A 12353-nucleotide genomic window follows, 5' to 3' on the forward strand; every position below is an offset into this window, starting at 1 on the left:
TTTAGTATATTATAAAAAATCCCGAGTATTTTACTCGGGATTTTATTTTTTTTAATAGAATACTCTCTGTGAAAAATCAACTACATCATAATTTTCATCAAGTAGTTTAACTTTTACCATTGGATACTCAAGGTCGTTATTGGTGTTTTTAAGTTTTAAATTAATGTTTTGTATAACTACTTCAGATTCTTCGTTGTTGTAAGTCAAGAAGAATTTTTTATCTTTAAAACGTAAGGTAGCCATGTTTGAAGAAAGTTTTACTTCTTTTTCATCGAACAATTCAACTTCAATATATTCTGTTCCATGGAGTTCGAAGATGTCTATATTAATATTATAGGTTTCTTCTGTTCTGTCTACTGAAGAATAAAATATAGTGCCTTCTCTGTTTTGAGAAAAACAATTTAATGCGGTAAAAACTAATAATAGTAAAGTTATTTTTTTCATGTTTCGGGGATTTAATTTTAATGCAATTTTAAAATAAAAAAACGCAAATTACAAACGTTAATAGTATTTTAATAATTGTGATAGGTCTTTATGGTACTTGTGATATAGTTTAATTTTTTACTAGTATGACGGTTTAATGTGAAAAAATATATTAAAACAAAGGAAGAGGATCATTCTAAAAATGTTAGTTTCGTAAAACTTTTATTTAAAATTATTAGCCAATATTTAATACAATTATAAGTTTTTAAAAAAGGTTAATAATTTGTAAGACAAAAAAATAAACTAACTATGAGCTTACCTGACAAGCTAAAAGAAAGAACAAAATTGTATCATCAAGATGTTGAAAAAGTTTTAGTAAAAGAACTCAAAAGTATTTCAACACTTGAACAATATGCTACTTTACTTGATAGACTTTACCAATTTTATTTTCCTATTGAAAAAAAACTTCAAAACATTATTGATCGGTCTTTAATTTCAGATATAGGTAAACGTCAACATACAAAACGTTTATTTGATGATTTATCTGTTTTGAATTTTGGGTTTAAAGTTGAAGAAAATCTAGCTTTAATTTCTATTGATAATCCGTCTTATGCAATTGGAGTTTTATATGTTATTGAAGGTTCTACATTGGGAGGACAGATTATATCTAAGATGTTAAAGAAGCAGTTACAATTAAAAGAATCGGATATCAATATAACATCCTATTTTAATTCTTATGGCATAAATACCCAAGGCATGTGGTTAAGTTTTAAAAATGATTTATGCAAATCACAAAAAAAAATAGATGAAGAGGAAGTAATGTTGGGAGCGATAGATACTTTTAAAACATTAAAAAACTGGCTTTTAGCCACTAGTTTTTAGGAAAATATAATTTAATGGTCGCGCCTTTATCAACAGTACCAGTAGCATCTATAAAACCTTGATGTTTTATCATAATTTTTTTACAAAGAGCAAGACCTATTCCAGAGCCACTGTAATCTGATTTGTTATTTAATCGTGAAAATATTTTAAAAATCTTTTCTTTATATGCGTTATTAAAACCTATGCCATTATCTTTAACTTCGATGACATGATACATTCCGCTCTTTGAAATTTCATCTATTGAATCTTTTTCCATCTTTATTACTATAATTGGATCTCTTTCAGGACTGCTAAATTTTAGTGAATTATAGATAGTATTTAAAAACAATTGTTTTAATAAAAAAGGTACACCCTTAATATGTGGTAAAGGCTCTATTTTTAAACTAGCGTTTGTATCATTAAGTGTATCATTCATTTCCTCTTTAGTTTGTATGAGTAGATTGTGTAAGTCTACCATTTCAAAATCAGGCGCATCAACATTTGCTTTAGTGTATTTTAATATATCACTAATTAATGTTTGCATTCGTTCTGCTGAATTTTGCATTCTAATAATTTTATTATGAACATTCTCAGGAAGTGGGTTTTTTGTATCACTTCTTAATAATGTTGAGGCCATCATACGTATTTTGCGTAAAGGTTCTTGTAAATCATGCGTACTGATCCAGTTTATGTTTTCTAGTTCGGCATTGGTTTCCTTAAGAATTTCACTTAGTTTTTTTTGATTTTCTTTTTCTTCATTTATTATAATAGATCTTATATGAATCTGAAAAAAGTTAAAAAAATTAGAGCAAGCAGCTAATTCTGCTTCTAGCCATGGTTTGCAGGTGTCTTTTACGTTTTCAGTGAATTTTGCAAAAGATTTTCGAGGGGATAACCCTTTTGTATCTTTTTCAATAGACTTGCTTGGGTCTCCTGCCCAATGAATATCCTTTATTGTAGGTGTACGATACCAAATAATAAAGTTAGTTTCATCACCAAGTGAGTAGTAATTAATACCAGGAAAAGCTTCGGAGATAGATTTTAAATTTGAGGTAATGTGAGATAAAGAGGAGGTTACAAATCGTCCATTATCACTATAATTGTATAGGAAGTCTCCTAAAAGTTGGATTTCCTCATTGTTTGGAGTTTCGCCATAAATGTACAGTTCACCATCAATTAATGCCGATACACCTGCGCTATTACATAATGAAACAATTGATTTTTCATTGAACAATTCAATTATTGAACTACGATTAAAAGCTAATTTTTTAGATGTTAAACGCTCTACGGCAGCATTAACTCTTCCTGCAATTTCATACTGTTCATTTAATAGCCTTACATCAATTTGAGAGGTAATAAAGTGACCGTGAAGTTTTACAGTATTTCTAATGTCTTGACTTAAATATTTAGGTGAATAATGATGACACGCAATAAGTCCCCAAAGTTTACCTTTATGAATAAGTGATACAGTTAAGGTAGCACCTACGCCCATATTATGTAAATATTGAATATGAATAGGAGATACGCTTCTTAAAATTGATAAACTTAGGTCTAAAGTTTTAATAGGGCTCAAATTGTAGGTGAATAGTTCAACTGGTTTGTAGTCGACATCACCAATAATTCGTAAATGATTTTTAATATAAAGTTCTCTGGCCTGTACTGGAATATCTGTATGGGGATAATGAAGCCCTAAGAAGGGTTCAAGGTGTTCTTCTTTGCTTTCAGCAATTATTTCACCATTATATTCGGCATCGAAACGATAAACCATCACGCGATCGTAGTTAGTAATATTCTTTATTGCTAATACTACTGAGTTGCACAACTCTTTTAACGTAGATGTATCTTCAATGTAACTTAATAGTTGTTTCGAAGAATTATATAACTGGTTGTCTTTATCAAATTGATTTTCGGTAGGTTCTCCTTCAATAATAATAGCATTATCACTATGATGAAGGCTAATTGAAAAGAGTCTTTCATTTATAGAGAAATTAAACGCTTTAAATGGGGTAGCGGTATCTTTTTTAAAAATGTTGAATTCGCTTAAGAAAGTATTGTTAAAGAAAGTTTTTATTTCTTTTCCTAGTAGCTGTTGATACGTGAAGTCTATATAATTATTAATGTTTTCACTACAAACATTAATGATATTTGTTTGAAAATCTACAGAAATTAAAAAACCATGAGGTTGAATGAGTCCTGGAATATGAATAGGTTCATCCTCGCAGTTCTCTAAATTTACAATATCTCGATTGGTTATATTTCTAAAATTCATGGATAGCAGTTTGGATTAGAAATGAAAGTTACTAATATTAACAATAGACTTTATGAAAAAGAAAGTTGTTATTATCTTTAGGATGGTTTTTCCAATTAATATTTGCGGCGCTAGAAATAATTTTAAGTAAATCATTAAAATTATTTGGTTTCACGGCATAATAGTTTGCTCCTAGTTTTTGGCTTTGTAAAACATTATGATCATTAGAACTTGTAGAATACATAATAACAGGAGTACTTTGTATTTCGGGTTTTGATCTAATTTCCTCTAGAAGTTCAAATCCAGATTTTAGAGGCATGTTTAAATCTAAAAAGACTACAAAATTTCCGGAGTTATTTCGTTCTATGGTTTCTATTAGATTTTCTCCATTTTTGAGTAAAAATAGGTTAATTAAACGATCTCCATTTTCACATAATGAACTTACAGCTTCTTCAAAAAACATTAAATCGTCTTCATCATCGTCAGCATAAAAAATAGTAAACTCTTTCATTAAATTTATTTAAAAATAAGCCTGTAATTTAACACAGTTGATTATACAAAATGTTTAGCTAGCAAAGTGCTAAGTTAACTTTTTTTATTGTGTTGATAATATTTGAAGTAATTAATTGAAAGCTATTTACATCTTAATATAAGTTTAAGGCTATTAATTGAGGCTCTTCTTAAATTCTACAAGGGTTTATTTCGTTTTTGTTTTAAATAACCTGCAGAAGGATTGTAAAAGCTTAAAACCTAATTTATAAAAATATTGGTTATGGTGGACGTATATATAATAAAGTACGGTAATGATTATTCTGGTAGAAATTTATCTGTATTGATAATATTTGTTGTTGGGGGAATTTTAATTTATGGGTTAAAATTAAAAACTAAAAAACCCTTTAAAATCTAGTGATTAAAAAGGGTTATTGTGACCTCGACAGGATTCAAACCTGTAACCTCTTGAGCCGTAATCAAGTGCGCTATTCAGTTGCGCCACGAGGCCGTTTTTGCGGATGCAAATATAAGACTATTTTCTAAATTTGAAAATTATTCTGAAATTTCTTTTTTAAATTTTTTTATTACTTCTTTTGCTTTATCTGCGTCAGAATTAAAAATAAAAAGCTCAGATGAATCACCTAAGGTTCCAAAACCTGCTAATCTTCCTGATTCTTGGTCATCTTTAACAATACTAGGGATGTCTTCTTCATCTAACAAAAAAGCTAATCTGTTTGCTAAAATTGATGTTCCTGTATATATTTTTATATGCTCTTTCATAATGTTAGTAGTTTTTATGTTAATCTAATGAATTCATAGTTACAAAAGCGCGCCAACCAATAATGGCTAGTTGAGCTTTGGATGCTTTAGAAACATCTAACTGTCTTTTGGAATAAGAAGGTAAGACAGTTTTGTTAATTAAAGCCAATGTTTTAAAAAATTCTTTTTTCATTATCTGTTGATTATTAATCAAAAGTAGCGAAAATTTTATCATTATGGAACGAAGTGAAGAAACTTCACCTCGTTCTAATTGACTATTTAAAATACTGATTGAATAAAATTAAAAATTGTGGTTATAACTACCATGGCAATTTTGAGTACGAATAAAATCATTTTTTTTTAGTTTTTAGAGTTAGTAAATAGTTCAATTTCGAAATTGTTTTTTCAATATATGATGAAAGAAATATCACTACCAAAAAAATGGATATGATTTAATTTATTTGCATTTAAAATTGAAGTTAAAAAAGTTTTTTATGTTTTAATTTGTAATTATAATCTCTTTAAATTGCCTTAAAATTTAAAGTGTAATTTTTATTATTTGTTTCTATTTGTAATTAAATAAAGCCTTTTTTCAAGTCTTTTCCTGATAACAAAGCAGAGAATATTTTTTGAAGTTGATTTTTAAGAGCTTTAATTTTCACAATCAAAAAAAATCTATAAAATTAAGATTGAAAAAAGAAGGTAAAAAACATCTCTAATATTTAACTTACACCAAAAAAGTTATCTTCGCAGAAAAATAATTTATGAGTATAGTTTACATTATTATCGGATTACTATTGCTAGTTTTAGGAGGTAATTGGTTGTTAAAAGCAGCTGTAGGATTGTCTTTAAGGTTAGATATTCCGAAAATTGTAATCGGTATGACCGTTGTTTCTTTTGCAACATCAGCGCCAGAACTTATTGTAAGTGTAAAATCTGCATTAAACGGGGCAACAGGATTGGCTGTTGGTAATGTAATAGGTTCTAATATTGCTAATTTAGGTCTGGTTTTAGGAATAACAGTAATTTTATCTAAGATAGAGGTACAGAGAAGTTTTTATGTAACCGACTGGCCAGTGATGATGATAGCTTCTATAATGTTGTATTTTTTTATTGCTTTTGATAAAATTATTCAACAATACGAAGGAGTAATTTTGTTTACAACCCTAATTGTGTTTTTAATCTATTTATTGCGATTTCAAAAACAAGCAGTTGTCGATGAAATGCCAGAAGATGATGAGGAACTTCCTTTGTTTAAGGTTGTTTTATTTTTAGCTATAGGAGGAGTTAGTTTATGGGGGGGATCAGAATTATTAATAAACGGTTCTGTTTCTTTGGCGAAAAACCTTGGAGTAAGTGATGCTATAATTGGTGTAACTGTAGTTTCGGTAGGAACAAGTATACCAGAATTGGCAGCATCAATAATTGCAGTCTTAAAAAAGGAGAAGGCAATTTCATTAGGTAACTTAATAGGGTCAAACATATTCAATATTTTAGCTGTATTGGGTATTACCGCTATGATAACCCCTATAGAAGTAAAAGCCGACGCTTTAAGTTTGATTAATCATGATATTTTTTGGATGTTAGGAATATCATTCGCTATTTTACCTCTTGTTTTCTTTCCTAAGGGATTGCGTTTAGGTTGGCGAGATGGAATTATTCTTTTAATTGCCTATATTATTTTTGTTTATACAACAATTACTTAATAAAAAAACCCGCTAACAGCGGGTTTTTTCATGATTAAATCTTTTTATATTTTAGCACTTTTAACAGTTTTTACAATTCGACCTGCTACTTTATATGGATCTGCATTTGATGCAGGACGACGGTCTTCTAACCATCCTTTCCATCCTTTTTCTACCGTAATAATAGGGATACGAATTGAAGCCCCTCTATCTGATACGCCATAACTAAAATCGTTAATAGAAGCAGTTTCATGTTTACCGGTTAAACGTTGGTCGTTAAATTCACCATACACTTCAATATGTTCTTTAACAACAGGTCTAAATGCCTCACATATTTTTTCATAAACTTCTCTAGATCCGCAAGTTCTTAAAATTGTGTTAGAGAAATTAGCATGCATACCAGAACCGTTCCAGTCCGTATCGCCTAATGGTTTAGGATGATACTCTATATAATAACCAAACTTTTCAGTTAAACGATCTAATAAATAACGAGCAACCCAAATTTCATCTCCAGCTTTTTTCGCTCCTTTTGCAAATAATTGAAATTCCCACTGTCCAGATGCAACTTCTTGGTTAATTCCCTCAAAGTTTAATCCAGCATCAATACATAAATCAGCGTGCTCTTCAACTAAACTTCTACCGTGTGTATTCCTTCCTCCAACAGAACAGTAATACATACCTTGTGGTGCAGGGTAGCCACCTATTGGAAAGCCTAAAGGTAAAAGAGTTTTTCTATCCATAATAAAATATTCTTGTTCAAAACCGAACCAGAAATCATTATCATCATCATCTATTGTTGCTCTTCCGTTAGATTCGTGAGGTGTTCCATCAGCATTTAAAACTTCAGTCATTACTAAAAAACCGTTTCTTCTTGTTGGATCAGGATAAATAGCTACTGGTTTTAATAAACAGTCAGAATTTCCGCCTTCTGCTTGTTTTGTAGAAGAACCATCAAAAGACCAAATAGGACAATCTTCTAGTTTTCCACTAAAATCATCAACGACTTTAGTTTTACTACGCATGTTTTGTGTTGGAAAGTAACCATCTAACCAAATGTATTCTAATTTAGCTTTACTCATTGTGTTGTTGTTATGTGTTAAGAAATTTAAACACAAATATATATCATTAAATTTTTAGTCAATAATAAAAAATGATAAGAGCTTGATTTTTATGAAATTGTCAATTAGAAAAAAATAATTTATGAAATTTTTAAAATAATAGTAGTTTATTAGCATTTGTTTTAAACTCAGTTGATTTTTATCTATTTGATGAGAGATTAATAGCTGTTTTTTAGAATAAATAAACAAGGTTGATTTTTGTTAAATATTAAATAAAAACGTATTTAGAGACCTAAATTTGGTAATTTATGGTACATAAACTCAGATGAGACCTATTTAAAAAATGAGTGTAAAAACGTTCGGTTTTTTATGGTTAACAATTACAGAAAAACTAAATTTGCGGAACAACAACACAACAAAGATGAGTCAAGAAGTTTCTAAACGATACGCACAACGCGGTGTTTCTGCATCCAAAGAAGATGTTCACAATGCAATTAAGAATATAGACAAAGGTTTATTTCCAAAAGCTTTTTGTAAAATTGTGCCAGATTATTTAACAAATGATGAAGATTATTGTTTGATTATGCACGCAGATGGAGCAGGAACAAAATCGTCTTTAGCATATATGTACTGGAAAGAAACGGGAGATGTTTCTGTTTGGAAAGGAATTGCACAAGATGCATTAATTATGAATATTGATGATTTGTTGTGCGTAGGAGCCACAGATAATATCATGTTATCATCAACAATTGGGCGTAATAAAAACTTAATTCCAGGAGAAGTTTTATCTGCAATAATTAATGGCACTGAAGAGTTAATTTCTGAATTGAAAAAATTTGGAGTAACCATTCATTCTACGGGCGGTGAAACTGCAGATGTAGGAGATTTAGTGCGTACCATTATTGTAGATTCTACTGTAACTGCAAGAATGAAGCGTACAGATGTAATTGACAATGCAAATATAAAAGCGGGTGATGTTATTGTTGGTTTAGAGTCTTTTGGACAAGCAACGTATGAGAAAGAATACAATGGCGGAATGGGAAGTAACGGATTAACATCTGCACGACATGATGTTTTTCATAAATATTTAGCAGATAAATATCCAGAAAGTTTTGATGCTTCCGTACCTTCGGAATTAGTGTATTCAGGAAATGTAAAATTAACAGATAAGGTTGAGAATTCTCCAATTGATGCAGGTAAGTTAGTTTTATCGCCAACAAGAACCTACGCGCCAATTATTAAAGAAATTTTATCAAAATATTCTTCGGATGAAGTGCATGGAATGATTCATTGTTCTGGTGGTGCACAAACAAAAATTCTTCATTTTGTAGATAACTTACATATTGTAAAAGACAACATGTTTCCAATTCCTCCTTTATTTAAATTGATACAAGAGCAATCGAAAACCGATTGGAAAGAAATGTACCAAGTTTTCAATTGCGGACACAGAATGGAATTGTATGTTTCTTCAGAAGTTGGAGAAGATATTATAGCAATTTCTAAATCTTACAATGTAGATGCAAAAATTGTTGGACGAGTAGAGACTTCAGAAACAAAAAAGCTTACGATAAAAAGTGAGTTTGGTATTTTTGAGTATTAAGACATTAAGGTATTTATTTTTTTAATGAGCGTCAACTGTGTGTGGCGAAGTGAGGGGCGCCTCACGAGGAGCCATAAATTGCGTCTTATTCGTTATGCAAATTGTTAAGTACTTTTATTTTTCATTTGCTTTATGTGGACAAGCTAATTTATTCTTCTCCCAATTTATAAATCCTGACATCCAGTATTTTAATTTCTCAGAGTTTATTTTTAAAGTTCCATCCTTATTTAGTTTTCCTATATTATTTTCTCCTTTATCCAATGCTACTGTACATTTTGCTAAAGTTCCATCACCTCTGATTGCAATTGAATTAGGCTTAGAAGCATAGCATACATATGAGTTTTTTAAATTGAATATTTGCCTTTGATTAAGCACTAAATCTTCTAGATATTTCTTAATCTCAAGTTTTTTATTTGGCGACATTCTCTCAATATTTTTTGAATTTTCTCCACCTAAATCCTCTATTGCTTTAAAATAAAACTTAAATCTTTCATCGTTAAATTCTGAGTTTAACTTAACAATTAAAGATTCCATTTGTTCAGCATTTCTAGGATGAAAGTGAATTCTTAAAATAATTTCAAACTCTAAATTCGTTTCTTTTAAAACTTCTAAGTTATTCCATATTTTATTAAAAGTACCTCTACCATTTTTTAAAAGCCGAGTTTTATTATGTGTCATTATATCACCATCTAATGATACTTGAAAAACTTTAACATTATTAGAGACGAGTTTTGTAAACCTCTCTAGGCTTAAAGAGTAGGCATTAGTTGTAATATTTGAAATACTTGAGAAGTTTGGGTATTTATTTCTTAAAGAGTTTGTATACTCTAATATTTCAATTATTGAGTTATATGCCAATAAAGGTTCACCTCCAAACCAGCTAAACTCTAAGTAATTCAAGTATGGTGCTCTTTTTAGAACTAATTTCTTAATGCTTTCTACTAATTCAGGTTTCATTTTTCCAATTTTGAAGTCCTCGTAGCAATAAGTACATCTAAAATTACATTGTTCAGTAGGAAAAATAATTAGGTTAAGTCTGGAATTGTCAAAAGCATCTTTAATGATTTCAGACCTTTCTATGTTACTAACAACCTGCTCCACAAACTCCATTTTTTACAGCTGCTAATGGATTAAAGTTTTCGAACTTTGCTTTTAGAGCATCCGAAAACTCAGGATTCTTTATTGTTATGATACCAATATCATCGATTGTAATATCATCCAAAGAAAACTGCGGAAATTCATTCTTAATAAAATCGACTGTTTCATTTTGATTTACGACAAGTTTAGTCAATAATGAAGAATCTTTTATTGATACTTGGTCGGTACCAAAATCAACTTTTTCAGGTGTAATTTGAATTTTACTCATAATTTACATATTTAGCATTAATGTTTCTATTTAGTTTTGTCTAATTAATTGTATGAGAACTAAAAGTTATTTTATTTCTTTAAAGTAGTTTCATATAAAAAGTTATTGTATTAAGTTTAGTTCAAAACTATAAAAGATTATACATGAAAAATATACCTATAAATAGGTATTCTAGTTTTTTAGGCTAAAAAGACTTTTTTAATTCTATGAAAAAGAAACATATTTTTGGGAGCAAAAACTTTCAATTGTTGTTTCTCCAGAAGTTGCAGAAGATATAATTACAATTTCTAAATCTTACAATGTAGATGCAAAAATTGTTGGATGAGTAGAGACTTCAGAAACAAAAAAGCTTACGATAAAAAGTGAGTTTGGTATTTTTGAGTATTAATTATTTTATATCAACTTTGGCAAGAATCGGTAAATGATCAGATATCCAAAGATTGTTTTGCCTTCTGTCATCTATATGTCGATAATTAATAATAGCTAAATTCTTAGTGAATATATAATCAATACGTTTGTCTAGAGTTTTGTCTATTTCAAAACCATTAAATGTTCCTGTAGGGCCATAAAATTTTGATGTTGTAGTTGTTGTTAATCCTTTTTCTAAAATTTTAATAGCTTCACTTTCTGGCTCGCTATTCAAGTCTCCCATTACAATAAGTTTAGAAGTTTCAATTTTCAATTCTATTATTTTGTCAATAATAAGTTGCGCTGAATTTTTGCGAGCTTCTATTCCTATATGATCAAAATGAGTATTAAATACATGAATAACCTTCTTTGTTTTTTTATGTTTAAAAACACCATACGTACAAATTCTCTCCATTGAAGCGTCCCATCCAACAGAAATTTTGTTTGGAGTTTCAGAGAGCCAAAAAGTTTTATTACTAATTAGTTCAAGTTTAGTTGTATCAAAATAGATGGCAGAATATTCTCCTTTTTGTTTTCCATCATCTCTACCAACTCCGATATAGTTATAGTTAGCACTGTTTTGTAAAATAAATTCGACTTGATTGTGTAAACCTTCTTGTATTCCTAAGATATCTGGATGATAATATTTAAGAAAACTAACAACGTCTAACTCGCGTTCTTGCCAACTATTTTCATTGTCATTAGGATTGTCATATCTAAGATTGAAAGACATGATGTTTAGACTTTCTAGATTGTTAGTTTTGTTGAATTGTTTTTCTTTACAAGATAAAAAAAGAGTAAATATAAAAAGACATTTTATTGATTTGAATTTCATAATTATTGAGGAGATTTTAATAAGTCGTTATTAATGAATTTTTTATTTATAACACTCTAGAAGTTATCAGAAAAATTAAATGCAAATCAAGATTAATCTTTCAATTTTATAAAACTAAAATCAATAGTAAATTCTTCGTTAGAAACCTTAGCTTTTAGAGTGTCATTTTGTGTAAAATAATTTATTCTTTTAGGAAATTCATTCAAATTATTTTCACAAGTGAATGAGTTTTTAGTTTGTTGTGTAAACTTAAATAATGTAGGGTTTTCATTTACACCAGTTACTTGAAGGTATAAAGAATCATTTTTAAGAATGATACTTAAAATTTCTTTAAAAACGGTGTCTTTTTGTTTTAAAGTGAATCCTATACCAGTAAAATCTTCATTCCAAAATTCGTAAGTGGTTTTATCAGGTTTGTCACTAATTCTAATCCATTTTCCTAATAACCAATTAGGTTTTTGATGTTTTTTTTCTGTTTGACAAGAAAGAAAAATGAAAACCGAAATAAATAAGATAAGAGTTCGCATAAGAAATTGTTTTAGAGTTTAATAGGTGGTTTTCAAAATTAATTAAAAATCCGATAAAAAATCGTAAATTTGCCACCCAATAAAAGAGACA

13 protein-coding genes, 1 tRNA gene and 1 pseudogene are annotated in these 12353 nt (G+C 29.1%); 4 read left to right on the forward strand and 11 right to left on the reverse strand.

Annotated elements, in window-relative coordinates:
- Nucleotides 1-51: 51 nt before the first annotated feature.
- Nucleotides 52-444, reverse strand: a complete 393-nt coding sequence (locus tag C7447_RS09605) for a hypothetical protein (RefSeq protein ID WP_148870305.1) — start codon at nucleotides 442-444, stop codon at nucleotides 52-54.
- Between the two features lie 288 nt (nucleotides 445-732).
- Here C7447_RS09605 and C7447_RS09610 point away from each other — a divergent pair, with 288 nt between their 5' ends.
- Complete coding sequence (locus C7447_RS09610) at nucleotides 733-1305, forward strand: biliverdin-producing heme oxygenase (protein WP_148870306.1); 573 nt, start codon at nucleotides 733-735, stop codon at nucleotides 1303-1305.
- Here C7447_RS09610 and C7447_RS09615 read toward each other — a convergent pair.
- The 5 genes from C7447_RS09615 to C7447_RS09635 form a co-directional block, all read right to left on the reverse strand.
- Entirely contained in the window at nucleotides 1295-3553 is a 2259-nt protein-coding gene (locus tag C7447_RS09615) for an ATP-binding protein (RefSeq protein WP_148870307.1), read from the reverse strand. The genes C7447_RS09610 and C7447_RS09615 overlap by 11 nt on opposite strands.
- Nucleotides 3554-3590: 37 nt before the next feature.
- Nucleotides 3591-4043 carry a response regulator gene (locus C7447_RS09620; protein WP_148870308.1) on the reverse strand — a complete coding sequence of 151 codons (453 nt, stop codon included), beginning with the start codon at nucleotides 4041-4043 and terminating at the stop codon, nucleotides 3591-3593.
- A gap of 415 nt (nucleotides 4044-4458) precedes the next feature.
- Nucleotides 4459-4532: transfer RNA gene (locus C7447_RS09625), tRNA-Arg, on the reverse strand.
- A 44-nt stretch (nucleotides 4533-4576) separates the two neighbouring features.
- Nucleotides 4577-4804, reverse strand: coding sequence for a putative signal transducing protein (locus C7447_RS09630; protein WP_148870309.1), 228 nt, complete (start codon nucleotides 4802-4804; stop codon nucleotides 4577-4579).
- 19 nt (nucleotides 4805-4823) lie between these two features.
- The gene (locus C7447_RS09635) at nucleotides 4824-4976 is read right to left on the reverse strand and encodes an SsrA-binding protein (RefSeq protein ID WP_211354912.1); all 153 of its coding nucleotides are present in this window, start codon (nucleotides 4974-4976) and stop codon (nucleotides 4824-4826) included.
- A 571-nt stretch (nucleotides 4977-5547) separates the two neighbouring features.
- On the opposite strand from C7447_RS09635, the gene C7447_RS09640 reads away from it, so the two are divergent.
- On the forward strand, nucleotides 5548-6489 hold the full coding sequence (locus C7447_RS09640; RefSeq protein WP_148870311.1) for a calcium/sodium antiporter: 942 nt from the start codon (nucleotides 5548-5550) through the stop codon (nucleotides 6487-6489).
- 44 nt (nucleotides 6490-6533) lie between these two features.
- Here C7447_RS09640 and C7447_RS09645 read toward each other — a convergent pair whose 3' ends face one another.
- Entirely contained in the window at nucleotides 6534-7547 is a 1014-nt protein-coding gene (locus C7447_RS09645) for a glutamine synthetase beta-grasp domain-containing protein (RefSeq protein WP_148870312.1), read from the reverse strand.
- Between the two features lie 400 nt (nucleotides 7548-7947).
- On the opposite strand from C7447_RS09645, the gene C7447_RS09650 reads away from it, so the two are divergent.
- The gene (locus C7447_RS09650; protein ID WP_148870656.1) at nucleotides 7948-9126 is read left to right on the forward strand and encodes an AIR synthase related protein; all 1179 of its coding nucleotides are present in this window, start codon (nucleotides 7948-7950) and stop codon (nucleotides 9124-9126) included.
- Nucleotides 9127-9240: 114 nt separating this feature from the next.
- Here the strand turns inward: C7447_RS09650 and C7447_RS09655 are convergent, their stop codons facing one another.
- Both C7447_RS09655 and C7447_RS09660 read right to left on the reverse strand, forming a co-directional pair.
- Entirely contained in the window at nucleotides 9241-10236 is a 996-nt protein-coding gene (locus C7447_RS09655; protein WP_148870313.1) for a radical SAM protein, read from the reverse strand.
- Nucleotides 10211-10492, reverse strand: a complete 282-nt coding sequence (locus C7447_RS09660) for a hypothetical protein (protein ID WP_148870314.1) — start codon at nucleotides 10490-10492, stop codon at nucleotides 10211-10213. Before C7447_RS09660 ends, C7447_RS09655 begins: the two co-directional genes overlap by 26 nt.
- Before the next feature lie 250 nt (nucleotides 10493-10742).
- Between C7447_RS09660 and C7447_RS14985 the strand changes: the two are divergent.
- Nucleotides 10743-10880, forward strand: a pseudogene (locus C7447_RS14985) (phosphoribosylformylglycinamidine cyclo-ligase); the annotation flags it as partial.
- Here C7447_RS14985 and C7447_RS09670 read toward each other — a convergent pair.
- The gene (locus C7447_RS09670; RefSeq protein ID WP_148870315.1) at nucleotides 10881-11633 is read right to left on the reverse strand and encodes an endonuclease/exonuclease/phosphatase family protein; all 753 of its coding nucleotides are present in this window, start codon (nucleotides 11631-11633) and stop codon (nucleotides 10881-10883) included.
- Nucleotides 11634-11827: 194 nt separating this feature from the next.
- Nucleotides 11828-12262: a DUF6265 family protein gene (locus C7447_RS09675; protein ID WP_148870316.1), complete on the reverse strand. Its 435-nt coding sequence runs from the start codon at nucleotides 12260-12262 to the stop codon at nucleotides 11828-11830.
- Nucleotides 12263-12353 lie beyond the last annotated feature (91 nt).

This window comes from Tenacibaculum adriaticum (assembly GCF_008124875.1).
Lineage (GTDB): Bacteria > Bacteroidota > Bacteroidia > Flavobacteriales > Flavobacteriaceae > Polaribacter > Polaribacter adriaticus.